We start from the raw sequence: 23,541 nt of genomic DNA, 5'->3' as shown, positions 1-23,541 counted from the left end.
CCACAGATTGCGGCGAATGCCTCCCCTTTAAGCGCATGTAGTGGTGACGCGACGTCTTCCACGACTTGAACTTCGCGCCCACGCTGGTATCACCGCGGTCGACAAGCCCCGCCAAATAAGGATCAGACCCTTGGATATTGCAGCTCTGCGCAAAGCCCACCCCGAACATTGGATGCGCGCAGCCGCCATCCGAACCCTGACGCTGGACGCCGTAGCGGCGGCGAATTCCGGCCACTCCGGTATGCCGATGGGTATGGCCGACGTGGCGACGGTGCTGTTCGAGAAGCACCTGAAATTCGACGCCTCCGCGCCGCAATGGCCTGATCGTGACCGGTTCATTCTGTCCGCTGGGCACGGCTCCATGCTGATCTACTCGCTGCTGCATCTGACCGGCTATGCCGATATGACGCTGAAGCAGATCAAGGACTTCCGTCAAATGGGTGCAATCACTGCCGGTCACCCCGAATATGGTCACGCGACTGGCGTAGAGACCACCACCGGCCCGTTGGGCCAGGGTTTGGCCAACTCCGTCGGCTTCGCCATTGCCGAGGAAAACCAGCGTGCGCGCTTCGGCAAGAAGCTGGTCGACCATTATACGTATTGTATCGCGGGCGACGGTTGCCTGATGGAAGGTATCAGCCAAGAGGCTATCGGCCTTGCAGGTCGCCACGAGTTGGGCCGCCTAATCGTGTTCTGGGACAACAACAACATCACCATCGACGGCACCGTGGAATTGTCGGATCGCACCGACCAAGCCCAACGCTTCAAGGCGTCGGGCTGGCATGTGCAGGAAATCGATGGCCATGATCCAGAGCAGATTGATGCTGCCATCGAGAAAGCCAAGAAAACCCGCAAACCGTCGATGATCGCGTGCAAAACGCATATCGCACTGGGATCTTCGGCGCAGGACACCTCCAAGGGTCATGGCGCCTTGACGTCGGACGATCTGATCCGCGACACCAAGGCGGCCTATGGCTGGAGCTATGGCCCGTTCGAGGTTCCTGCTGATGTCAAATCCCAGTGGGAAGCTATCGGCAAGCGCGGTGCCGCAGATCGGGAATCGTGGGAAGGTCGCTTGAGCGAGGTTTCCGGCTCCAAGCAGAAAGAATTCGCCCGCTGCTATGCAGGCGATGCACCGAAGAAGCTGTCGGCCACGATCAAGGCGTTGAAGAAGCAAATCAGCGAAACCAAGCCGAAAGTGGCAACCCGCAAGGCATCCGAAATCGCGTTGGAAGTGATCAACCCGATCATGCAAGAAACCTTTGGTGGATCCGCCGATCTGACAGGGTCGAACAACACTCTGACGACGGATATGGGCGTGTTCTCCCCAGAGAATCGTAAGGGCCGCTACATGTATTACGGTATCCGCGAACACGGCATGGCTGCCGCGATGAACGGCATGGCTTTGCATGGCGGAACAAAGGCTTACGGCGGAACATTCATGTGTTTCACCGATTATGCACGTGGTGCTATGCGCCTGTCTGCCCTGATGGGCGTACCGGTGACCTACGTCATGACGCATGATAGCATCGGTCTGGGCGAAGACGGCCCGACCCACCAACCGGTGGAACATCTCGCCATGTTGCGCGCGACGCCAAACACCAACGTCTTCCGCCCTGCGGATGCGGTGGAAACGGCCGAGGCGTGGGAGCTGGCGCTGACATCCAAATCGACGCCATCGGTTTTGGCGCTATCACGTCAGAACCTGCCCACCGTGCGCACCGATCACACGCTGAAAAACCAGACCGCCATGGGCGCTTATGTCTTGGCCGAGGCCGAGAGCAAGCGTCAGGCGATCATCATGGCGACCGGCTCCGAGGTCGAAATCGCCTTGGCCGCCCGCGAGTTACTGGAGGCCGAAGGCATCGGCACCCGTGTCGTGTCCATGCCCTGCTGGGAGTTGTTTGAGGCGCAAGACGAGAAGTATCGCCGCAAGGTTCTTCCTGCGGGTCCGGTGCGCGTCGCGGTCGAAGCGGCAATCGGCTTTGGGTGGGACAAATGGCTGCTGGGCGAGCGTGGCAAGACCGGCAAGGCGGGCTTCGTCGGCATGGAAAGCTTCGGGGCGTCGGCTCCGGCGGACGAGCTTTACGCGCATTTTGGCATCACCGCCCAAGGCGTGGCTGACAAAGTGAAGAGCTTGCTATAACCAGCTAAGAAGACAATAAAAAAAGCCCGGAGAAGCGATGCTTCAGCCGGGCTTTTTTGTGTCAGGCAACGGCCTATTTGTTCATTTCGCGAAACTGATCCGCAGCGGCTTTACTGAACGCAACGCTCTTCGTGTTCAGGATCTTGTCCAACTGCTTGGATTTCAGCGTCGGCGACATGTTGTAGGTGTCGACGATAAACTGTCCGTCAATGAACAGTTGCGCCAGTTGCTGCCACTCCGACCGCTCTTGCACAGCAACCAACAAACGTGGGTCGCGGCTGACATCTACAGGGTAAAACTCGATCTGGAGTGCAGTCAGAAGGTCCAAGGCCATCATCGATTCCGCATCCGCAGGTGATTGGACAGCTCCATTCATGAACAAGACAACGCGATGCTCCGAGAAGATATCGTCTAGGTATTCCTCAATCTCGTCGCTCATCGCATGTGCCCCTTAGGTGTTATGCTCACGAATTTTGTTAGCCGCGTCTTTGTCGAAGCCTACACCGTTTTGCTCCAGCAGGGTATCCAACTCGCCCGACAGGGTCATCTCGGTGATGATATCGCAGCCACCAACGAATTCGCCTTTGACATAAAGCTGCGGGATGGTGGGCCAGTCCGAAAATTCTTTGATGCCGGAGCGGATGCCTTCATCTTCCAGAACATTCACGTCTTTGTACTGAACGCCCATATAGTTCAGAACGCCCGCTACTTTGGACGAGAAACCACATTGCGGCATGCTTGAGGTACCCTTCATGAACAACACGACGTCGTTGCCATTCACGGTGTCTTTGATTTGTGCATTTGCGTCAGTCATGTCTTACTCCGGTGCTTTTGTTGTCAGGGCCAGGGCGTGCAATTCGCCGCTGTCCACCTTGTCTTTCACAGCTGCCATCACCGCACGTTGTTGCTGCACACGGTTCTGGCCTTTGAAACTTTCATCCACCACAAGCGCCGAGAAATGTGCGCCGTCGTCGCCTTGTACTTCGATCTGTGCGTCTGGGAAGCTTACGCGGATCAGATCCTCGATATCTCTGGGTTGCATGGGTGCTCGTGGCTCCTGTCAGATGGTCGTTGGTTAGAAGGTAGGTAGCGGAGTGTCAGGTGACAACCCACGTTCAGCCGACGGCTGCCTCAAAGCTTGTGTGATAGACCTCGGACAACTCGGCCAGTGGGGCCGAGGAGGCCCCGATTGTGACCGCATCGCCCCCGAATTTACCCACTGTGGTAAGCGTCACGCCAGCCAGACCGGCCGCGCCCATCAAGGCCTCGGCCTTATCGAACGAGCAAGCGATCAAGTAGCGGGCTTGATCCTCACCAAAGGCCATCGCGGTGGTGTCATCATCCAAGGTAACGCCAACACTAGCTGCGTCGGCTAGCTCGAACGCGGCCAAGGCCACGCCGCCGTCAGACACGTCCGTGCACACGTCGATCCATTCGCGCTGCGCGCGGATGAAGTCGCCGTTCAGTTTCTCGGCCGCCAGATCGACATGCGGCGCGTCGCCATCCTCGCGGTTGAACACTTCGGCGAGCAGGGCGGACTGGCCCAGATGGCCCTCCGCGTCGCCGACCATCAGCAGCACATGACCCTCGCGCACGATGCCTGCGATGATGCCGTCTGAGTGCTGGATCAGGCCGACCGCTCCGATTGTTGGGGTCGGCAGGATGCCGGTGCCGTCGGTCTCGTTGTAAAGCGACACGTTGCCCGACACGATGGGCATGTCCAGCGCTTTAACGGCAAGCCCTATACCTTTGATTGCGCCCACAAATTGCCCCATAATTTCGGGTTTTTCGGGGTTGCCGAAGTTCATATTGTCGGTGGTCGCCAGCGGCACAGCGCCAACGGCCGTCAGGTTGCGGTAGGCCTCAGCCACCGCCTGCTTGCCGCCCTCGACTGGGTTCGCTTTGACGTAGCGCGGAGTCACGTCGGAGGTGAACGCCAGCGCCTTGTCTGTGCCGTGCACCCGCACGATACCGGCGCCCGCACCGGGCGCGTTGATGGTGTCGGCCATGACCTGACTGTCATATTGCTCCCACACCCATTGCTTGCGGGCATAGTTCGGGCTGGACAGGATCATGCGCAGCGCGTCGATGGCGTCGACCTGCGGGATATCCTCCAGCGGGGCGGCGGCAGGGGTTTCCACCCAAGGGCGGTCATATTCAGGGGCAGAGCCGGACAGGGTCTTCAGCGGCAGGTCAGCTTTGACCTCGCCGTTGTGCAAGACCAAGAAGCGGTCCTCGGCGATGGTTTCTCCGACGATGGCAAAATCCAGATCCCATTTGACAAAGACTGCGCGGGCTTCGGCTTCCAACTCCGGCTTCAGCACCATCAGCATGCGCTCTTGCGACTCCGATAGCATCATCTCGTAGGCGCTCATGTTCTCTTCACGCTGCGGCACGTCCTCAAGGTTCAGCTTCACGCCCAAGCCGCCTTTGTCACCCATCTCCACGGCGGAGCAGGTGAGGCCAGCGGCCCCCATATCCTGAATGGAAATCACCGCACCGGTCGCCATCAATTCCAGCGTCGCTTCCATCAGGCGTTTCTCGGTGAACGGGTCGCCGACTTGCACGGTGGGGCGCTTGTCCTCGATGGTGTCGTCAAACTCGGCGGACGCCATGGTCGCGCCGCCAACCCCGTCACGTCCGGTTTTGGCACCCAGATAGACAACGGGCATGCCGACGCCGGAGGCCGCCGAGTAGAAAATCTTGTCAGTATCCGCGATGCCTGCCGCAAAGGCGTTCACAAGGCAGTTGCCGTTATAGGCCGGGTGGAAGCGCACTTCGCCGCCCACGGTCGGCACCCCGAAACAGTTGCCGTAGCCGCCGACGCCCGCAACCACGCCAGAAACAAGCTGGCGGGTCTTGTGGTGGTCCGGCTCTCCGAATGACAGCGAGTTCATCGCAGCGATGGGGCGCGCGCCCATGGTGAACACATCCCTAAGAATGCCGCCCACACCGGTCGCAGCTCCTTGGTAGGGCTCGATATAGGACGGGTGATTGTGGCTCTCCATTTTGAAGACCACGCATTGACCGTCGCCAATATCCACGATGCCTGCATTCTCGCCCGGACCGCAGATCACTTGCGGGCCTTCGGTAGGCAGCGTGCGCAGCCATTTCTTGGAGGATTTGTAAGAGCAATGCTCGTTCCACATGGCCGAGAAGATGCCGAGCTCCGTGAAGGTCGGCTCGCGGCCCATGATCTCTAGGATGCGGTCGTATTCGTCAGGCGAAAGCCCGTGCGCCGCAATCAAATCATCGGTGATGTGTGGTTCCTGCATGCCGTGAATTCCCCAGATCATTTCTGCTTGCGGACCTCATATTGCACAGGGGCCGCAGGGGGAAGGGGGGATGGAGTTTTCTTGGCTGCGTCGACGGACAGACTTTCGAGAAAAGTCTGTTGTCAGATACTCGTCGAGGATCTGCTCGGTTTCGGAGCTTTGGCACTCCGCAGACTATTTGAGCCAAAGCCAGTAGATCGGCAAAACGGTTAAAACCATAAAGAATATGGATAATGGCTCTCTTTTACCTTGTTGAAACAGCGCCGATTTTTCTTCCAGCGACGTGAAGACATCCAAAATCAACAAATTCACACCGGCGCTGAACAGCGCGATCGGGGCAACTGTCTCAAATAAGGTCAAATCGTCATCAACCGCCTGACTGATATTTTTGACGAGGGGAAAGCTGAATCCCACCAAAAAGGCGTCCAAAATCAAGCGTAGAGCTATATTTGCTTTTGTCGTCATCTTTTCTTGCCTGACAATTTATGCTGTTGCCAAAAAAAGGCCGAGCATAAAGCTCGGCCGAAGTCCAACAGGGAGGTGGGAAGCGCATCAGCGCCGCCCATGCATAGGAATTAGGCGTCGCCCTCGCGCGTTTCAAGAAAAATGGGCAGTTTTTAAAGCATATCCGCTATGCATTTGACGCATAGCAAGCCCTAAATCACCCGTTTTCAATCATTTGCGCGCGTTTCTTCTGCTCGCCGATTTGCTCCACAACAAAATCCCGGAAAGCTGAAATGCGTTTGGATTGCCGCAACTCCTCGGGATAGGCGAGGAAAACCGGCACTGCGTTCGATTCGACATCAGGCAGGACGCGCACCAGTTCAAGGTCATCTATAGCCACATAATCCGGCAGCACACCGATGCCCAGTCCGTTCCGCACCGCCTGCAAGCAACCAAAGTAATTGTTCACGGTCAGAAGATGGGGCAGGTCATAGCTCATCAGTTCGCGTACCAGGGTGGCACCCGCCGACACTTGCTCGGAGTTTACGTTTTGACAGATCAGGCGGTGGTCCTGCAGGTCCTCCATGGATTGAGGGACTTCGTGGCTCGTCAGATAGGCGCGTGACGCGTAGAGGCGCATGCGCACGGACATCAGCCGTTTTCGCACCAGATCGGCCTGCGATGGCTCTTTCATGCGAATTGCAACGTCGGCCTCGCGCATTGGCAGATCCAACACATGTTCATCCAGCATCAAGTTGATGTTGAGGTCGGGATAATTCGCGTAGAAATTCGATAGGCGCGGGGCCAGCCAGAGCGTGCCGAAGCCGATGGTGGTTGTGATGCGCAACTCGCCAAACACCTCTTCCTCGCTGTCGCGTATTCGTGCGGAAGCCGCATCCAGTCGTTTGGTCATCGCGCGTGTGGCGTCGAACAGCAGCTCGCCTTGTTCGGTCAGAATCAGTCCGCGGGCGTGGCGGTGGAACAGGGTGGTGTTGAGCGATTCTTCCAGCGCGCGCACCTGCCGCGACACAGCCGATTGCGACAGATGTAGCGTGTCACCGGCATGTGTCAGGCTGCCGGCATCGGCCACCGCGTGAAAAATTCGCAACTTGTCCCAATCCATAAAGGACCCACTTTCTTACTAAAATGCTTTAAGCTGCGGACATGTAACCCTTTGCGGGGCAAGCCGAAAAGGTTTCATTTAGAAAAACCGCTTGGTAGGTCAGCTTTTGTGACCTATAATACCTGTAACCTGAGCACTGGGAGGCGCGGCATGGGCGATCAATCAATTTCACTGAATGACCGGTTTGATCTGGATAAATCGCCCGTTCTTTTGAACGGCACGCAAGCGCTGGTGCGCCTTGTTTTGATGCAAAAGGCCCGTGACAAGGCCGCGGGGCTGAACACTGCCGGTTTGGTGACCGGCTATCGCGGCTCGCCCTTGGGCGCGGTCGATTTGCAGATGGCCAAGGCCGAGAAGGTGTTGGCGCCAGCCGATATCAAATTCCAACTGGGCTTGAACGAAGACCTAGCCGCCACCGCGATCTGGGGCGCCCAACAGGCGGAGTTACGGGGCGAGGGCCGCTATGACGGCGTCTTCGGCCTGTGGTACGGCAAAGGCCCTGGTGTGGACCGCTCCGGCGACGTGATGCGCCACGCCAACATGGCAGGCACATCGCCGCATGGCGGAGTTCTGATGGCGATGGGGGATGACCACACGGGCGAATCTTCGACCACGCTGCACCAATCCGACTGGGCCATGGTCGACGCCTATATGCCGGTCCTGTCGCCCGCTGGCGTGCAGGAAATCCTCGACTACGGCATGTATGGCTGGGCCTTGTCGCGGTTCTCCGGCCTCTGGGTGGGTCTGAAGACGATGAAAGACACGATCGAGGTCACCTCGGTCGTTGATGGCAGCCCTGACCGGATGCAATTCGTCACGCCTGAGTTCGATATGCCCGAAGGTGGGCTGAACATCCGCCTTGTGGATACACCGCAACTGCAAGAAGCGCGGGTCATTGATCACCGCAGGTTCGCGGCAGAAGCCTTTGCGAAGGCTAATAAAATTGACAAACGGGTCTGGGGAAAACCCGGCGCGAAAATCGGCTTCGTCGCCGCTGGCAAGAACTGGCTGGACCTGCAACATGCGCTGTCACTTTTGGGCATCGACGCCGTCGAGGCGGAGCGTCTGGGCCTCACCACCTACAAGGTTGGTCAGGTCTGGCCGCTGGACATGGACAGCTTCCACGACTTCGCCAAAGACCTTGATCTGGTGATCGTGGTCGAGGAAAAGCGCAAGCTGATCGAGGTGCAGGTCAAAGAGGCGCTGTTCGATGACCACTATCACCAGCGCGTCTATGGTTGGCACAAGGGCGACACGTGGGAGCATGGCCGGCGGTTGGAGCTGTTCCCGACCCGCGCCGCACTTGATCCGATTGATATTGCAGAGAAACTTGGTGGCATCCTGATCGAGGAAGGCCGCCGCACGGACCGCATCGAAGCAGGGCTTGCCAAGCTGGCCGAGGCCAAACGATCCGACAACGCGCAGGATATCGCGGCACGCTTGCCGTATTTCTGCTCCGGCTGCCCGCATAACTCGTCGACCAAGGTGCCCGAAGGCTCCCGTGCCTATGCCGGGATCGGCTGTCACTACATGGTGCAGTGGATGGACCGCAGCACCGTCGGCTTCACCCAGATGGGCGGCGAGGGCGCGAACTGGATCGGCGAGGCACCGTTCAGCACCCGCGACCACGTGTTCCAGAACCTTGGCGACGGGACCTACAACCATTCCGGCATTCAGGCGATCCGCGCCGCCGTCGCGGCGGGCACCAACATCACTTACAAAGTGCTGTTCAACGATGCCGTTGCGATGACCGGTGGTCAGGGCAACGAAGGCGGGCTGGACGCGCCGCGCATCGTCGCAGAGTTGAAGGCGATGGGCATCAAAGATGTCGTGATGGTCTATGACGACAAGGAAGATGTCGACTTCGCTCAATTCCCCTCCGATCTGGAACGCCATGAACGGGCGGCGCTTCCGTTGGTTCAGGAAAAACTAAGCAAGGTCAAAGGCGTATCGGCCATTGTTTACATCCAAACCTGTGCCGCCGAGAAGCGCCGCCGCCGCAAACGCGGCCTGTTTCCCGACCCCGACAAGCGCGTGTTCATCAACACCGATGTGTGTGAAGGTTGCGGCGATTGCGGGGTGCAGTCCAACTGCGTCTCCATCGTTCCTGCGGAAACCGAGCTGGGCCGCAAACGCGCCATCGACCAGTCGTCCTGCAACAAGGATTTCTCCTGCGTCAACGGCTTCTGCCCGTCCTTCGTGACCATCGAAGGCGCACAGGTGAAAAAACAGGCAACCGCCAAAGTCGAAATCCCTGATTTGCCGGAGCCGAAACTTCCGCTGATCACAGGCACCCATAACGTCGTCATCACCGGCGTCGGCGGCACCGGCGTCGTCACCATTGGTGCTGTGCTGGCCATGGCCGCTCATATTGACGGCAAGGGCGCTGGCATGATGGAAATGGCGGGTCTGGCCCAGAAAGGCGGTGCTGTGCACATCCATTGCCGCCTTGCCAATAGCCCTGACGATATCAGCGCCATCCGCGTGGCAACAGGCGAGGCCGATGCGGTAATCGGCGGCGATCTGGTGGTCACCGCAGGGGCCAAAACGCTTGGTTTGATGACTACCAACCGCACCGGTGCCGTGGTCAACAACCACGAGATCGTCACCGGCGATTTCACCCGCGACACCGAGTTCAAGATCCCCTCCGACCGGCTCGAATTGTCGCTGGAGGCCCGCCTGCAAGACCGCGTGCAGTTCTTCGGCGCGTCGGAACTCGCCCGCGTGCTGATGGGCGACAGCATCTACTCCAACATGATGATCTTCGGGGCCGCATGGCAAAAGGGCCTGCTGCCGATCAGCCACGACGCGCTGATGCAGGCAATCGAGCTGAACGGCGCCTCCCCCGAGCGCAACAAACGCGCCTTCGCTCTTGGTCGCTGGGCTGCGCTGCATCCCGAACAGGCGGCGGGCTATATCGAGGACAAGGTGGTGAACCTGCCCAAGTCCCCGGACGAAAAAATCGCCTTCCGCAGTGACCATCTTCGCGCCTACCAGTCCGGTCGGCTCGCCAAACGCTACGAAAAGGCATTGGCGCAGATTGACGACCCGGCGCTGAAGGAGGCCGTGGCAAAAGGCTACCACAAGCTGTTGAGTTACAAGGATGAATACGAGGTCGCACGACTGCATCTCGACACCGAGGCCAAGGCCCGTGACGCTTTCGACGGCGACCTGAAGCTGACCTACCATCTGGCCCCGCCAATATTCTCCAAGATGGGCGCCAACGGGCGTCCGGTGAAGAAGGAGTACGGCGCATGGATGCAGCGCGGCTTCCGCGTCTTGGCAAAGATGAAAGCCCTGCGCGCCACGCCGTTCGATCCCTTCGGCTATAGCGACGAGCGCAAGATGGAACGCGCGCTGATCAAGCAATACGAGGCCGACCTGCCCAAGATCCTCGCCGCCACCAACCGCGACGCGGCCATTGCTCTGGCGGAGCTGCCGCTGCAAATCCGCGGCTACGGTCCGGTGAAAGAGGCCAATGAGGCAAAAGCCGCCAAGCGCCGCGAGGAATTACTCGCCAGCCTCAACGCAAAAGAGCCGTCCATCGCCGCGCAATAGCGTTTCATCTTGGCTAAAATATTCCCCCCGGAGGGCCCGCTAGCCTTTGCGCAAAAGGTAGATTTGGTGCGCGCCGTCCTCGGTCATCGACACAAGCACATGCCCCGCTTCCGCGCAGAAATGGGGCATGTCGATTAGGGCCGCCGGATCATCCGCCAGAACGCGCAAAACTTGCCCCGACGACAGCGCCTGCAAGCGCTTGCGGGTCTTTAAAACGGGCAGCGGGCAAAGCAGCCCCAAGGCGTCGAGTTCGGCGTCGTATTCCATGACCGTGATCTAGGCGACACGCGGGGGCTTGTCCATGCGGGGGCGTTCTTACTTTTGCCAAAACTGCGGGCTAACGTGCCGCCATGGAAGCGGTAGCGGATCAAGCGGGCGAGCAAAGCGTCAAACGGCGGCGGGTGTTCTACATCCCCGGCTACGATCCCATTCACCCGCGCCGCTATCGCGAACTTTACCGCAAAGAAGGTGCAGAGCAGGCGAAGATCAGCGGTTACCAAATTGATCTAAAACCAAAAATGGGTGAGGGGGCTTACGGCTGGTACGCCTCCAGCGAGATAGACGGGGTGCAGGCAAATGCGCAGGTGGATGTGCTGGTCTGGTCCGACATCGTGCGTAACTCCATGTCGAACTCCATCCCCGCGACCTACTGGCAGTTGGTTCGCACCGCCTTCACCTATATCTCCACAGGCGCATTGTTCCGGCTGATGCGCCTGCGCAAAGGCCCGATCATCGCGGCGCTTTATCCCATTGGAATGTTGCTGGGGCAGTTGCTGCTGACATTCCTGCTGGGCCGGATTGCCGCTGGCCTGCTGGAATGGGGCGGCGAGCGGGTGCTGCGCATGGTGCTCGGCCCGTTGATTTCGGGCCAATACCTGTGGGTTCTCAATGCGTTGGGATGGGTTGTTACAGCCGCGGTGATCGTCGTCATTCTGCGCTGGTTTCAGAAGAAGGACGGCAAGCTCTACGCGTATTACCTGATGCACGACTACGCCTATTCCGCCCGCTACATGGGGGCCAATCCCCCCGCGTTGGAGGACCGGATGGCCCAGTTCCGCGCCACCATCGCGACTGCTTTGCGCGACGATGTGGACGAGGTACTCGTCGTCGGCCATTCCTCCGGTGCGCATTTGGCGGTGTCCATTCTGGCGGATCTGATCCGCGACGGCAGGGTGCCCAATGACGGCCCGAAGCTGGCGTTTCTCAGCCTTGGCCAAGTGGTTCCGATGGTCTCGTTCTTGCCTAAAGCCAATAAGTTACGCGCTGACCTTCATATGCTTTCCGCAAGCGAACAACTCACATGGATCGACGTCACAGCCCCCGGCGACGGCTGCTCTTTCGCGCTGTGTGATCCGGTGTCGGTGTCCGGTGTCGAGCCTGCAAACAAGCGCTGGCCGTTGGTGTTCTCCGCCGCCTTCACCCAGTCCCTCAGCCCCGAGAAATGGGCCGAGCTGCGTTGGCGTTTCTTCCGTCTACATTTCCAGTATCTCTGCGCTTTCGACCGTCCCAAGGATTACGACTATTTCCAGATCACCGCAGGCCCGCTGACCCTGCACGAGCGCTACCATGACCGCCCGCAATCACGCTCGCGCATCGACGTTCCGGCGTCGGGCTACACGGATATGACATGATCCCGCCCAAGCCGTCCGCGCGGCCCGACAAGGTGTCTTTGCTGAAATACCTGCGCCTGTTCCGGCAGGACATCCTGTCGGCGCAACCCGCGAAACTCTACCGCGCGTGGATGGCGGAGTTCAGAACCCCGTTCTTTCGCAGCTACCTGATTAACCAGCCCTCGCTGGTTAAGACGGTGTTAAACGAACGCCCCCGAGCGTTCCCCAAGTCCGACCGCATCGGCGCGGGGCTGCGACCGCTGCTGGGCAACTCGGTCTTCCTGACGAACGGCGAGACGTGGGAGCGGCAACGCCGCATCATCGACCCCGCCTTCGAAGGCGGTCGCCTGCGCGACACCTTCCCCGCGATGTGGGCCGCAGGGCAGGCGGTCACTGCGCGGCTGGACGAAGGCACGCAAGAGGTCGAGGAGGCCACCAGCTTCGCCGCCGCCGACGTGATCTTCCGCACGCTGTTTTCCATCCCCATAGAGGACCGCATCGCGCAGGCCGTGTTCACCGAGTTCCGCGACTACCAGCGCACGCAGCCAATCCTGAACCTCGCGGCCTTCGTCAAAGGCCCCGCGTGGATGCCGCGCCTGCACCGCTCGAAAACCAAACAGACCGCGCGGTCCATCCGTGCGTTGATCCGGCAGTTAACCGAGACCCGCATGGAGCAGATCAAAGACGGCACCGCGCCGGACGATCTGGCGACCAAGATCATGACCACGGCAGACCCTGAAACCGGCAAGACCTTCACCACCGAGGAAATGGTCGACCAAGTGGCGATCTTCTTCCTTGCAGGCCACGAGACCAGCGCATCGGCCCTTGCGTGGACGCTTTACTTGCTGGCGTTGTTTCCCGACTGGCAAGACAAATTGGCCGAAGAAGCAACGGCCTTGGATGCAGGCTGCGACTTCAAGGTGATGTCGAAACTGCGCATCTCCCGCGATGTATTCCGCGAGGCACTGCGGCTTTATCCGCCGGTGCCGATGATGGTGCGGGAAAGCACATGCCCCGAGCGTTTCCGCGACCGCGACATCAAGCCCGGCGCGCAAATGGTGATCTCGCCCTGGCACCTGCACCGGCATGAACGGCTCTGGGACAACCCCGACGGGTTCGACCCCGCGCGATGGGCCACCGAGAACGGCAAGCAATGTATGCGCGAGGCGTTCATCCCGTTCTCCAGCGGGCCACGGGTCTGTACGGGCGCGGGGTTCGCGATGGTCGAGGGGCCGCTACTGTTGTCCATGCTGGTGCGCAATTACAGCTTCGAGACCACCGAGCGCACCCCTGTTCCCGTGGCGCATTTGACCGTACGCTCCAAAGACGGGATTTGGTTGAAGATCAGCAAGAGGGCGGCAGATGGATGAACCCAAGACGCGAGGCATCATGCCATGGAGCCTGATCCTTATTCTGTTCGGCATCGGGATGGGTCTCTTGTTTCTGGGCAATATCGACCGCCTGATCTGGAGCCTGACCCGCGACGGGGAGCAGGTTTCGGGCAGGGTGGTGGACATGCACAGCCGCCGCACGCAACCCACAGACACCTACCTGACCTTTCTGCCGCGCGTTGCGTTCACCGATCCGGGTGGAGTGCCGCGGGAAATGAGCGTCAAACGTGGCTCTACGCATTACAACTTTCGAAGAGGTGATAAAGTCACTGTCTTGTGGCGGGCGGAAAGCCAGTCAATTGCGATTGACCTGCCCTTTAAGCGGCATTTCGGAACGTGGTTGGTTTTGGGGCTTACCACTCTGGTCGGTGTCGCTATGGTGGTTGCGTCGCTCTGGTTTGCATTCGGACGCTGGCGCGCGCATCGAGCGTCACGGATTCGGACTTAATCGCGGCCTACTGTTTCCGAATTGGAAACAAGCGGTTGACTTTATACAACATTAATCAACCAATCAGTCTTTGGAAATTTATTTTGTAGTGCCCATATTTTTGTTTGACGTGGCGTCATAACCTCACTTTGAAATTCGCAAAACGATACATTTATTATAATTAACAAAGCATTAAAGGAATTATCTCAAAGATTCTCAATTGCGCCGGGGGAAATATTTTTCTCGTTCCCCCTGAATTTTTCGGCCGGATCAGCGAAGTTTAGCTCACTGACCGAGAGGAAAGCTGCCATGACGAATTTTGAAAAAGTTGATAAGAGTGCTCGACGCCCGTTTGGTTTGAATTGGATGCCTCATATTCGCATCGCGATTCCGGCTCTTGCGCGTCAATCATATATTAAGAAAAAAGCCCATTGCGAAGCTCGACTTGAACGAGATGATTTAATGGAATTGTTTCAGTCCGATCTTTCCGGAATGAAAACGCTAAAGTCCCAAAAGGCGCAGCACAACGTGATCCAGTTGCGTCCATATCGAGTTGCCAATTTTACCGGGCTGGATCGCGCCGCTTAGGACGACTTTAAGTCCTGCAAAACAAATAATCGGATCGCGGATGCCAAGCCAATGTCGGTTCCGCGGTCACTATCTATCTGAGCCGCCAAATCATTAATTGGCCGACCCGCGTTTGTCGCGATGCGCCGGAATTCCGCCCAGAACTCGTCTTCGAGGGACACCGACGTGCGGTGCCCCTTCAAGGTCAAAGAGCGTTTCTTGGGTCTGCTCATTCGTCCAGCTTGTGTCCGTCAAGCTTGGTACGCGCGGCAAGCTGCGCTTTCATATCAGCCTGCTTTTGCGCTTTGGTGCGCCCGAATTTCATCGCGTTGGCGTCGCCAATCGCGCGTTTATCAAGACGTGTGCGTTCCTTGCGAGCCTTGCTCAGGTTTCCAGCTTTCATTTCGGTCCAATCATATCTTCAGGCCGCACGACACGGTCGAAGGTTTCTTCGTCTACCAAGCCAAGGGCAATCGCCTCTTCCTTGAGGGTCGTGCCGTTCTTATGGGCGGTCTTGGCGACTTTGGTTGCGTTGTCATAGCCAATTGTCGGGGCCAGCGCTGTCACCAGCATCAGCGACTCTTTCATCAGCTTGTCAATGCGTTCCTTGTTGGCCTGCGTGCCGACCACCATGTTGTCGGTGAAGCTGCCCGCCGCGTCGCCCAAGAGTTGCATGGACTGGATGACGTTGTAGCTCATCATCGGATTGTAGACGTTCAGCTCGAAGTGACCTTGGCTGCCCGCCATGCCCACGGCGGCATCGTTACCCATGACGTGGATACACACCATGGTCAGCGCCTCGGCCTGCGTCGGGTTCACCTTGCCCGGCATGATCGAAGAGCCCGGCTCGTTTTCCGGCAGGATCAATTCGCCAAGGCCGGAGCGGGGGCCGGAGCCCAGCAAGCGCATGTCGTTGGCGATCTTGAACATTGAGGACGCGACCGTTTTCAGCGCGCCGGAAAACATGACCATCGCGTCATGGGCAGCCAGAGCCTCGAACTTGTTGGGGGCTGTCACGAAGGGCAGGTCGGTGATGGATGCGATTTCAGCGGCAACCTTCTCGGCAAAGCCCTTGCGGGTGTTCAGGCCGGTGCCGACCGCGGTGCCGCCTTGCGCCAACTCGTAGATGTCGGGCAGGCACATCTCGACCCGCTCGATGCCCTTTTTCATCTGGTGCGCGTAGCCGCCGAATTCCTGACCCAAAGTCAAAGGCGTCGCGTCCTGCGTATGGGTGCGCCCGATCTTGATGATGTCTTTAAACTCTTCGGATTTCGCTTCCAAAGCCGCATGCAGCTTGCGCAGGCCCGGCAGCAACGTGTCGCGGGCGACCATGCCGATGGCGACATGCATCGCGGTCGGGAAAGTGTCGTTGGAGGACTGGCCCATGTTGCAGTGGTCATTGGGGTGGACGGGTTTCTTGGACCCCATCTCGCCGCCCATGATCTCGATGGCGCGGTTAGAGATCACCTCGTTCGAGTTCATGTTGCTTTGCGTGCCGGAACCCGTCTGCCAGACCACCAGCGGGAAGTTGTCGTCGAACTTGCCGTCGATCACCTCTTGCGCCGCCTGCTTGATGGCAGGGGCAAGCTCCGCGTCCAGATCACCGAATTCCAAGTTTACGGCGGCGGCGGCTTTCTTGATCACCCCAAGCGCGCGGACGATGGCGACAGGTTGCTTTTCCCAGCCAATCGGGAAGTTCATGATCGAGCGTTGCGTTTGCGCGCCCCAGTATTTGTCGGCAGGAACCTCCAAAGGGCCAAAGCTGTCGGTCTCGGTGCGGGTCGCGGTCATGAGGATCGTCCTTCAAAATGCAAGAATGGCCCCGATGTAGCGGGGTGCAGGCGGCTTGACAATTAGGGGAAGGCTTAAGGTTGCGCTAACACGCCCTCAAGTCTTGCGAAATGCGTCCAAGGAGACGACTTCGGCCTCTTTTGCGGGGGCGTCTTCGCCCTCATCCGTTTTGGATTTTGGCTTGGGGTCGTCCGACTTGTCGAGTTCCAGCGCTTCGGCAAGGTCGACATCCGGCAGTTCCACCACCTCGTGCTCTTCTTCCTCATCGTCCTGAGACTCGAACCGCAGGCCGAATTCCACCGACGGATCGACAAAGGTGCGGATCGCGTCGAACGGGATCGCCAGCGGTTCGGGGTTGTCGCCGAAATTCAGCGTGATCTGGAAGCCGTCAGGGGCCACGATCAGATTGTCGAACCAGTGCTGCACCACAATCGTCATCTCGGACGGGTAGCGGTCAAACAGCCAGTCGGCCATTTCGACGTCTGGGTGACGCGTGTCGAAGGTGATGAAGAAATGATGCTCGCCGGGCAGGCCGTTGGCGCCGACCTCTTCCAACACCTCGGCAATCAGCCCACGCATGGCGCGGTGCATTTTGTTGCCATAGTCGATTGTGTCGGACATGTCGTCTCAGCCCCCGGGTTGACCTTGGATCACACAATGCGCGGATTCGTTGGTGAGGGAAAGGGGGGCTTATGCGACCCCGACAAAAACCAGACCGAGTGTCGCGCAAATAGGCAAAACCACCAACATATCCCACTTGCGCCACAGCAGCAGCGCGGCGGCGATCACGGCGATGACAAGCGGGACGGGTTGCACTGTACCTGCGTCGAAGAACACGGCACCGGCGAACCAAAGCCCCAGATTGGCGATGACACCGACCACGGCGGCGGTGATGGCACTCAGCGCGCCCGACAGGCGTGGCATATGGGCGAGGCGGTCGATATAGGGCGCGCCGGCGAAGATCCACAAAAAGCACGGCGCGAAGGTGACCCAAAGTGTCACCAGCCCCGCGACCAGCGCCAACCCGACGCCGCCCGCCTTGAAGCCCGCCACCATGGCGACGAATTGCGTCACAAGGATCAGCGGGCCGGGGGTTGTCTCGGCCAGCCCCAAGGCGTCGACCATCTGCGCGGTGGTTAGCCAGCCGAAATCGCCGACGACCGCTTGGGTCATGTAGGCCAACACCGCGTAGGCCCCGCCGAATGTGACCACGGCAAGGGTGGAGAAGAACTTTGCCATATCGACCAAGATGCCTGGTGCGACCAGCGCCAGAACCAGCACCGGCGCGAACCAGATGACCAGCCACAGAGCGACGGTTTTCAGGGTCGCCGTTAGGGGTGTTTTCGGGGCAGGGGCGCCGCCTTCGGCCTCGCCCTTTAAGGTGAGTGCGCCAACACAGGCTGCGACGACGATCACCAAGGGGAACGGAGCGTTCAGCGCGAACAGCGCCAGAAAGCTGGCGACCGCAATGGCAACATGGACGGGGCCTTTCAGGGCTTTCTTTCCGACCTTGATCAAGGCTTGGATCACGATCACCACCACACAGGCTTTCACGCCGATGAATAGTGACTGCACCAAGGGCAGTTGGCCGTAGAGGCCGTAGGCCAAAGCCAGCGCCATGATGACCAGCGCCCCCGGCACCACAAATAAAAGCCCCGCCAGTAGCCCGCCAGTGACCCCGCGCATCCGCCAGCCGGAATAAGTGGCAAGCTGCATCGCTTCAGGCCCGGGCAGCAACATGCAGAACGACAGCGCGCGCAGGAATTGCGCCTCGGTCAGCCACGGCCGGTCCTCGACCAGTTCCTTGTGCATCAACGCGATCTGCGCTGCGGGGCCGCCGAAGGACAACAGCCCGATGCGCCCGAACACGCGGGTCATCTCGGACAGAGGTGTCATTTGCCTACTCCGGGCCAGTCATGTCCTTCGCCTTGTCCGTCGCGCGCCCAGCGGTAGAGCGCGTCATAGAGCGCCATGCCCGCTTCCAGCTGCGCGGTGTCGTCCTTGTATTGCCGTGACAACCCGACCGATAGGGCCAGCAAGCCCGCAGCCTCCGGTGCGAGGTCGTGGCGATTGGTATCCGCCGCGCGGATCACCGTGGCCATGGTTTGCAGTGGTGGGGTGTCGAGGTCGAAGGTGGTGAGCATGGTGTCAAAGCTGCACCGCTCGCCCTCATGCGAAAATGCAACGCCCTCCGCATCGAACGGGGTTGCGTCGAATTTCTCGGCGACCGCGAGCACCTCCGATGGAGGGACGAAGAGGAATTGAGCGCTCGGGTCTACGAACCGCCGGATCAACCACGGGCAGGCGATGCGGTCGATCTTGGGGCGGTGACGTGTGACCCATAAAGGCGAGGGGACCGCGGCAGCGGGGATCAGCGGAAGCCCCGCATCCCGCCACGCGTAATTGCCGCCCTCAAGCGCTTCGGCCTGAATGCCCTTGGCGCGCAGCACCGCCGCCGCCCCGTGGCTGAGCTTGCGGCCCTTCTGGCAGACGACGACGACGGGGCCTTCGCCTTCGTAGTCACCGATGCGGCTATGCGGAAAACGCAGCGCAGTGGGGATCAGGCGCGGGTCCTCCGCAAAATCGTCGTCGATGCACACGTCCAGAATGGTCGGCGCATCAGGCGTGCCGATCAGGCGCATCAAGGCGGTGGAGGAGATTTCAGTAAAGCCGGTCATGGTAAAGCACCCCGTGTTTTTGTGTCTAAGGGTGCGAACTTTCGGCTGTCGCCTCACGGGGTGTCGCGGGGTCCCCATGGGCGTAACCTGCCTTGCGCCGTGGCAGGCGTCAAGGCGTGTTGCGGCTTCCATGCGGCGCGCTTGCCAGCTTCAGGAAGGTGCGGTCCTCGCGCAAGATGAACTTTTCGGTCTGGGCGAATTCGTAGTTTTCACGGCCCAATGGATCAGCGGACAGGCGGGCGCGATACGCCTCGTACTCGGCCAGTGACGGGATGTTGTACACACCGTAGGCCAGCGTAGAGGACCCCTCATGCGGGGCGTAATAGCCGATCAGCTCCGCCCCGTTGCGTGGGATGGCTTGACCCCAGTTTCGGGCGTATTGCTCGAACTGGGCGCGTTTGGTGGGGTCGATCTGGTAGCGGATGAAGCAGGTCAGCATTGGGGTTCTCCTTTGTGGGCTGTTCTAGCTCACCTTCTGACGTGAATGGTTCGGCGCAGGCCGAACTGTGCTTGCCATTCCGTGTTGTCCATGCTTCGGTCCATCCCGAACCATGGAGAGCATCACATGAAAGACGGACCCGACATTGCCCGCATCGCAAACCTGATCGGTGATCCCGGTCGCGCCAATATGTTGGCCGCGTTGATGAGTGGCAAAGCCCTGACCGCGGGCGAGCTGGCGTCCGAAGCAGGGGTGCGGGGCCAGACTGCCTCCGGTCATCTGACGAAATTGGAAGAAGGAGGCTTGATTGCCCGCGAACGGCAGGGGCGACACCACTACTTCCGTCTCGCCGATAGTGACGTGGCCGGTGTCCTCGAGGCCTTGATGGGGCTCGCTGCGGCGAAAGGGCAATTGCGCACCCGTACCGGCCCGCGCGACCCAGAGTTGCGCCATGCGCGGGTCTGCTACAACCATCTGGCGGGTGAGTTGGGAGTGACGCTTTACGACGGCCTGCGCGCGCGCGGCGTCCTTGTAGGGTCAGGTGATGACGTAACCCTGAGCGATCCTGGGCGAGAAGAGATGGCCCGCTTGGGCATTGAGCTGTCGACTAAATCCCGCAGTCCCGAATGCAAGTCCTGCCTCGATTGGTCCGCCCGCCGGATGCACTTGGCGGGGCGGTTGGGGCGCGCAATCCTTGATCATGCGTTTTCCGAAGGCTGGGCCATGCGACCGGAAGGCACACGGATTGTGCGGTTCACGGGGCTGGGTGAGGGCGCGTTTCGCAAGACGTTTCAAGTTTGAAATAGGGGAATTAGCGCAGGTTTCTGTTGCCAGGTACCTGCAAACCCCGCCAAACGCTGCTAAGCGAGAGGACTTAAGTTTTCAATAGTTCCGACTGCTTACGCAGCCATCGCCATTGGAGCTTTGTTGTCATTTGCAACTAGCTTGAATGTACCGATAACGGTGGTAACTCACCGAGACAAAGCAAACCCCTTTAGACGTTCGTCGATCCTATTTCGACCCCGTGCTCCCCAAATGAGGGAGATGTTGGTGGAGTCGCCGGGTACCGCCCCCGGGTCCGATCCGCTTATTACGAGCGCGTTTATGTCCATAGTCCCCGAAGAGACAAAATATATATAGGGCGGGGTGTGGGGTAATACAATCGCTGTGATGTTGGTTTTGGGGCGTTTGTGAACGACTGCTTCGTGCCCATTTGCCTAATTCTGCAATCTGCACCAATGCCCGCTCTTGGGCGCGGAAGTTCCATCGAGTTGGCATTGCGGCATAGCCTTGTGACCGTAGAAATACGGATTGGTGTTCGCGCCCACACCTGCGATGAAAGAAAATGGCTGTCTCATACTCAAAAAAATTCTGGCGATATGCATTGCTGTGGGCGTTTGCCGTCATACTCGTGCTCAGCGGTTTGGCAGTCTTCGAGCGGCAAAACTTGGTTCGTGAACTGACGGTCAAAAGTGCAACGCTGCATCGCTTGGCCTCACAGCGGGCTGATCAGCATGATGCGCATTTGACGTCTTTGTCTGCGATTTATGTGGCAGGTGGCGTGGAGCGGCAAGATTTGTTACTCGATGTCGCCGCAACGATCACGCGCTTCTACCCGCGTATTACCTCGGTGAATGTCGTCCCATACGTCCGGTCTCGACCGACGATAGAAACGCAGCCCGGTTTGTCGGCGAAGGCAAGGGACCGTGTTGTTGAATTGGCGCGCCGCTCGACCGGGGCATTGCAAATGGGGCAAATGCCGGACATGCCGGATCACTACCTGCTGGTGAAACGCACACCTAACTCTGAGGCAGCACAGCATGGTTTGGCGTTGGTGATTGACGCCCGTGCATTAATCGCCACAGACGATCCGTTTTGGGACAGGCCCTCGGCCTCGTTGCGACTTTTGACCCCGGACGGTCAAACAGCGTTAGTAGGACAGCTTTCATCAGGTGAGATCGGGTTTTCCAAACCCCTTGGCAGCGTGTCGCAACCTTTGATTTTCGAAACGTCTCTGGCCATCGGGCTGTCTGACGTTTTGCCATTGGGAAAAGTGCTGTCTGTCATTGCTCTGGTCACAACATTCTTTTGGCTGTTGTCCTTGGGTTTGAAGCAACGCGCCCGCACCAAAGATGCCGAAAGCCGCGCAAAGCTCAGCGCGCAGGAAACCCAACTGGCACATGCGTCGCGCGTCAATGCTATGGGTGAAATGGCCAGCGGAATGGCGCATGAACTGGCGCAACCGTTGACCGCAATCCTGAGCCAAGCACAGGCGGGCCGACACTTGGCGCGACGCGGTGATGTTGAACGCCTCGGCACAGTTCTGGATGATACGGTGGCACAGGCACAGCGCGCGGCGAATATTCTTGATCGCTTGCGAAGGTGGAGCAAGCCGAACCGAGCGCCGGCTGAAGCCTGTTCTGTCCATAAAGCGGTCCAAAGCGTTCATGACCTGTTGGCATTGGAGGCGAAATCCAAGGGTGCGGTGATTTCCATGTCGCTTCATAATGAACCCCTCGCCGTCGATGCCGATCCGGTTGAGTTGGAGCAGGTTGTGTTTAATCTGGTGCGAAACGCGGTTGATGCGTCAGATGATGCACAGGTCAAGATTAGCACACATGTAGAAGGTCCGTCGGTCGTTCTTGATGTCAGTGACACTGGACCGGGTGTGCCTGAACACCTAAAATACCGCATCTTCGAGCCTTTCGTGACGGGCAAACCGGATGGCACGGGATTGGGCCTCGCACTCTGTCAAAGACTGGTTGAAGAAATGGGCGGTGACATTGCGCTACTAGACGATACTGCCCAGACCACTTTTCGGTTATTATTGCCGCGCTCGAAGAACGCAGTCACGCCATGACCAATCACGTTTACCTCGTTGATGATGATGAAGCAGTCCGCAACGCCTTGAGCCTGTTGTTGGAAACGGTCGGGCTAAACGTGCGCAGCTTTGCGTCACCCGAAATATTCCTGAACCAGGCAGCCGACCTTACGCCGGGTTGCCTGATCCTTGATATCAGGATGCCCGCAATCTCAGGTCTGAAATTGCAGGAAAGACTGACTGACCAAGGCGTGACATGGCCCACAGTTATTATCAGCGGGCACGGCGATATCGAGGCTTGCAGGCGTGCATTTCGCAATGGAGCGATAGATTTTCTAAGCAAACCTGTGGACGAGCAAGATCTGATCGACGCGATCCAAAAGGGTCATGCAGAACTCGAAACCCGGCAACAAGTCTTGTCTGAACGCGCAGAGGCCGTTGCTTTGATCAAACATCTAACCACACGTGAACAACAAGTCTTGGAGATGATCGCCAAGGGCCTGACAACCAAGCATATCGCCGACGCGCTTACCCTGTCACCCCGCACTGTTGAAAGTCACCGTGCCGCGATTGCGGCCAAGGCAGGCACGTCTTCGGCGGCGGAACTGACGCGGTATTGGCTGGATGCGCAGGCGGATTAACGGGCTGTTCAGTAGAACTACGGAGACCTTTGCGGATGCTACGAATATCGCGGTCTCACCCAGCGGATTAGAACCGGAGCATCAGTTCAACAAAAGGAAATACACCATGATCCGTTCCTCTGCTCTTGCGGCCGCACTTCTGGCTCCCATCGCGGCGTTCGCCCAAGAACTGCCGACAGCACCTTACCTGCCGTTGGATATGGCAACCACGGCTGCTCAGGCCGCACAGACTGCATGTTCTGCTGAAGGCAACAATGTCAGCGTGGCAATCGTTGCCCGTAGCGGCGTGACCAAAGTGCTTTTGCGCGCCGACAACGCAGGGCCGCACACAGTTGGTTCCAGCACCGGCAAGGCATTCACATCTGCTAGCATGGGCCGTGACACAGCAGGTCTGGCTAACTTCATCGGCGGCAAACCTGAAAATGGTGGTCTGCGCGATATGGACAGCCGTCTGGTGATCCAAGCTGGTGGTCTGCCGATCAAGATCGGTGGCGCTTTAGTGGGTGGCATCGGTGTCGGTGGCGCACCATCCGGCGCGATTGACGAGACATGCGCACGTGCAGGTCTTGACGCAATCGGCGCTGAATAATCCAATCGCGGCTCGTCCCTCATGGGGGCGGGCCACTCTAT

The 23,541-nt window shown here is 59.0% G+C and carries 24 protein-coding genes and 1 other RNA gene; 10 read left to right on the top strand and 15 right to left on the bottom strand.

Going from position 1 to position 23,541, the window contains the following annotated elements; genetic code table 11:
• Positions 1 to 130 precede the first annotated feature (130 nt).
• Positions 131 to 2,146: a transketolase gene (gene tkt, locus BCF46_RS00915; RefSeq protein ID WP_121020820.1), complete on the top strand. Its 2,016-nt coding sequence runs from the start codon at positions 131 to 133 to the stop codon at positions 2,144 to 2,146.
• A gap of 73 nt (positions 2,147 to 2,219) precedes the next feature.
• On the opposite strand, the gene BCF46_RS00910 is transcribed toward tkt, so the two are convergent.
• The 6 genes from BCF46_RS00910 to BCF46_RS00885 all read right to left on the bottom strand — a co-directional run bounded on the left by BCF46_RS00910 (position 2,220) and on the right by BCF46_RS00885 (position 6,988).
• Positions 2,220 to 2,585, bottom strand: coding sequence for a glutaredoxin domain-containing protein (locus tag BCF46_RS00910; RefSeq protein ID WP_121020818.1), 366 nt, complete (start codon positions 2,583 to 2,585; stop codon positions 2,220 to 2,222).
• A 12-nt stretch (positions 2,586 to 2,597) separates the two neighbouring features.
• The gene (gene grxD, locus BCF46_RS00905) at positions 2,598 to 2,960 is read right to left on the bottom strand and encodes a Grx4 family monothiol glutaredoxin (RefSeq protein WP_121020816.1); all 363 of its coding nucleotides are present in this window, start codon (positions 2,958 to 2,960) and stop codon (positions 2,598 to 2,600) included.
• A 3-nt stretch (positions 2,961 to 2,963) separates the two neighbouring features.
• Positions 2,964 to 3,188 (bottom strand): BolA family protein, encoded by a 225-nt coding sequence (locus tag BCF46_RS00900; RefSeq protein ID WP_121020814.1) that lies wholly within the window; start codon positions 3,186 to 3,188, stop codon positions 2,964 to 2,966.
• 73 nt (positions 3,189 to 3,261) lie between these two features.
• Positions 3,262 to 5,421: a phosphoribosylformylglycinamidine synthase subunit PurL gene (purL, locus tag BCF46_RS00895; protein ID WP_121022211.1), complete on the bottom strand. Its 2,160-nt coding sequence runs from the start codon at positions 5,419 to 5,421 to the stop codon at positions 3,262 to 3,264.
• 174 nt (positions 5,422 to 5,595) lie between these two features.
• Positions 5,596 to 5,886 (bottom strand): hypothetical protein, encoded by a 291-nt coding sequence (locus BCF46_RS00890; protein ID WP_121020812.1) that lies wholly within the window; start codon positions 5,884 to 5,886, stop codon positions 5,596 to 5,598.
• A 196-nt stretch (positions 5,887 to 6,082) separates the two neighbouring features.
• Entirely contained in the window at positions 6,083 to 6,988 is a 906-nt protein-coding gene (locus tag BCF46_RS00885) for a LysR family transcriptional regulator (RefSeq protein WP_121020810.1), read from the bottom strand.
• A gap of 150 nt (positions 6,989 to 7,138) precedes the next feature.
• On the opposite strand from BCF46_RS00885, the gene BCF46_RS00880 reads away from it, so the two are divergent.
• On the top strand, positions 7,139 to 10,546 hold the full coding sequence (locus tag BCF46_RS00880; RefSeq protein WP_121020808.1) for an indolepyruvate ferredoxin oxidoreductase family protein: 3,408 nt from the start codon (positions 7,139 to 7,141) through the stop codon (positions 10,544 to 10,546).
• Positions 10,547 to 10,585: 39 nt separating this feature from the next.
• Here BCF46_RS00880 and BCF46_RS00875 read toward each other — a convergent pair whose 3' ends face one another.
• Entirely contained in the window at positions 10,586 to 10,813 is a 228-nt protein-coding gene (locus BCF46_RS00875; protein WP_121020806.1) for a sulfurtransferase TusA family protein, read from the bottom strand.
• 83 nt (positions 10,814 to 10,896) lie between these two features.
• Here BCF46_RS00875 and BCF46_RS00870 point away from each other — a divergent pair, with 83 nt between their 5' ends.
• The 4 genes from BCF46_RS00870 (at position 10,897) to BCF46_RS00855 (ending at position 14,562) form a co-directional block, all read left to right on the top strand.
• A complete protein-coding gene (locus tag BCF46_RS00870) occupies positions 10,897 to 12,177 on the top strand; it encodes a hypothetical protein (RefSeq protein WP_121020804.1) in 1,281 nt (426 codons plus the stop codon).
• Positions 12,174 to 13,526: a cytochrome P450 gene (locus BCF46_RS00865; RefSeq protein ID WP_121020802.1), complete on the top strand. Its 1,353-nt coding sequence runs from the start codon at positions 12,174 to 12,176 to the stop codon at positions 13,524 to 13,526. The genes BCF46_RS00870 and BCF46_RS00865 overlap by 4 nt, the downstream gene beginning before the upstream one ends.
• Positions 13,519 to 13,995: a DUF3592 domain-containing protein gene (locus tag BCF46_RS00860; protein ID WP_121020800.1), complete on the top strand. Its 477-nt coding sequence runs from the start codon at positions 13,519 to 13,521 to the stop codon at positions 13,993 to 13,995. Before BCF46_RS00865 ends, BCF46_RS00860 begins: the two co-directional genes overlap by 8 nt.
• A gap of 288 nt (positions 13,996 to 14,283) precedes the next feature.
• Positions 14,284 to 14,562, top strand: a complete 279-nt coding sequence (locus tag BCF46_RS00855) for a hypothetical protein (RefSeq protein ID WP_121020798.1) — start codon at positions 14,284 to 14,286, stop codon at positions 14,560 to 14,562.
• On the opposite strand, the gene BCF46_RS00850 is transcribed toward BCF46_RS00855, so the two are convergent.
• The 7 genes from BCF46_RS00850 to BCF46_RS00820 all read right to left on the bottom strand — a co-directional run bounded on the left by BCF46_RS00850 (position 14,559) and on the right by BCF46_RS00820 (position 19,449).
• Positions 14,559 to 14,774 (bottom strand): ribbon-helix-helix domain-containing protein, encoded by a 216-nt coding sequence (locus tag BCF46_RS00850; protein WP_121020796.1) that lies wholly within the window; start codon positions 14,772 to 14,774, stop codon positions 14,559 to 14,561. The genes BCF46_RS00855 and BCF46_RS00850 overlap by 4 nt on opposite strands.
• Positions 14,771 to 14,944, bottom strand: a complete 174-nt coding sequence (locus BCF46_RS00845) for a DUF4169 family protein (protein WP_121020794.1) — start codon at positions 14,942 to 14,944, stop codon at positions 14,771 to 14,773. The genes BCF46_RS00850 and BCF46_RS00845 overlap by 4 nt, the downstream gene beginning before the upstream one ends.
• Entirely contained in the window at positions 14,941 to 16,332 is a 1,392-nt protein-coding gene (gene fumC, locus BCF46_RS00840) for a class II fumarate hydratase (protein ID WP_121020792.1), read from the bottom strand. Before fumC ends, BCF46_RS00845 begins: the two co-directional genes overlap by 4 nt.
• Positions 16,333 to 16,428: 96 nt before the next feature.
• Positions 16,429 to 16,953: an SspB family protein gene (locus BCF46_RS00835; RefSeq protein WP_121020790.1), complete on the bottom strand. Its 525-nt coding sequence runs from the start codon at positions 16,951 to 16,953 to the stop codon at positions 16,429 to 16,431.
• A gap of 69 nt (positions 16,954 to 17,022) precedes the next feature.
• Positions 17,023 to 18,228, bottom strand: coding sequence for a chromate efflux transporter (gene chrA, locus BCF46_RS00830; protein WP_121020788.1), 1,206 nt, complete (start codon positions 18,226 to 18,228; stop codon positions 17,023 to 17,025).
• Positions 18,225 to 19,010 (bottom strand): chromate resistance protein ChrB domain-containing protein, encoded by a 786-nt coding sequence (locus tag BCF46_RS00825; protein ID WP_121020786.1) that lies wholly within the window; start codon positions 19,008 to 19,010, stop codon positions 18,225 to 18,227. The genes chrA and BCF46_RS00825 overlap by 4 nt, the downstream gene beginning before the upstream one ends.
• A 109-nt stretch (positions 19,011 to 19,119) precedes the next feature.
• Positions 19,120 to 19,449: an NIPSNAP family protein gene (locus BCF46_RS00820; protein ID WP_121020784.1), complete on the bottom strand. Its 330-nt coding sequence runs from the start codon at positions 19,447 to 19,449 to the stop codon at positions 19,120 to 19,122.
• Positions 19,450 to 19,575: 126 nt separating this feature from the next.
• On the opposite strand from BCF46_RS00820, the gene BCF46_RS00815 reads away from it, so the two are divergent.
• The gene (locus tag BCF46_RS00815; RefSeq protein ID WP_121020781.1) at positions 19,576 to 20,250 is read left to right on the top strand and encodes an ArsR/SmtB family transcription factor; all 675 of its coding nucleotides are present in this window, start codon (positions 19,576 to 19,578) and stop codon (positions 20,248 to 20,250) included.
• Positions 20,251 to 20,262: 12 nt separating this feature from the next.
• Here the strand turns inward: BCF46_RS00815 and ssrA are convergent.
• Positions 20,263 to 20,615: a transfer-messenger RNA gene (gene ssrA / locus BCF46_RS00810) on the bottom strand.
• Between the two features lie 179 nt (positions 20,616 to 20,794).
• Here ssrA and BCF46_RS00805 point away from each other — a divergent pair.
• The 3 genes from BCF46_RS00805 (at position 20,795) to BCF46_RS00795 (ending at position 23,500) form a co-directional block, all read left to right on the top strand.
• Positions 20,795 to 22,309: a sensor histidine kinase gene (locus BCF46_RS00805; protein WP_245989671.1), complete on the top strand. Its 1,515-nt coding sequence runs from the start codon at positions 20,795 to 20,797 to the stop codon at positions 22,307 to 22,309.
• Complete coding sequence (locus BCF46_RS00800; protein ID WP_121020779.1) at positions 22,306 to 22,911, top strand: response regulator transcription factor; 606 nt, start codon at positions 22,306 to 22,308, stop codon at positions 22,909 to 22,911. The genes BCF46_RS00805 and BCF46_RS00800 overlap by 4 nt, the downstream gene beginning before the upstream one ends.
• 106 nt (positions 22,912 to 23,017) lie before the next feature.
• Complete coding sequence (locus tag BCF46_RS00795) at positions 23,018 to 23,500, top strand: GlcG/HbpS family heme-binding protein (RefSeq protein ID WP_121020777.1); 483 nt, start codon at positions 23,018 to 23,020, stop codon at positions 23,498 to 23,500.
• Positions 23,501 to 23,541 lie beyond the last annotated feature (41 nt).

This window comes from Litoreibacter meonggei, from assembly GCF_003663885.1.
GTDB lineage: Bacteria > Pseudomonadota > Alphaproteobacteria > Rhodobacterales > Rhodobacteraceae > Litoreibacter > Litoreibacter meonggei.
This window is presented reverse-complemented; position numbering and strand designations above follow the sequence as displayed.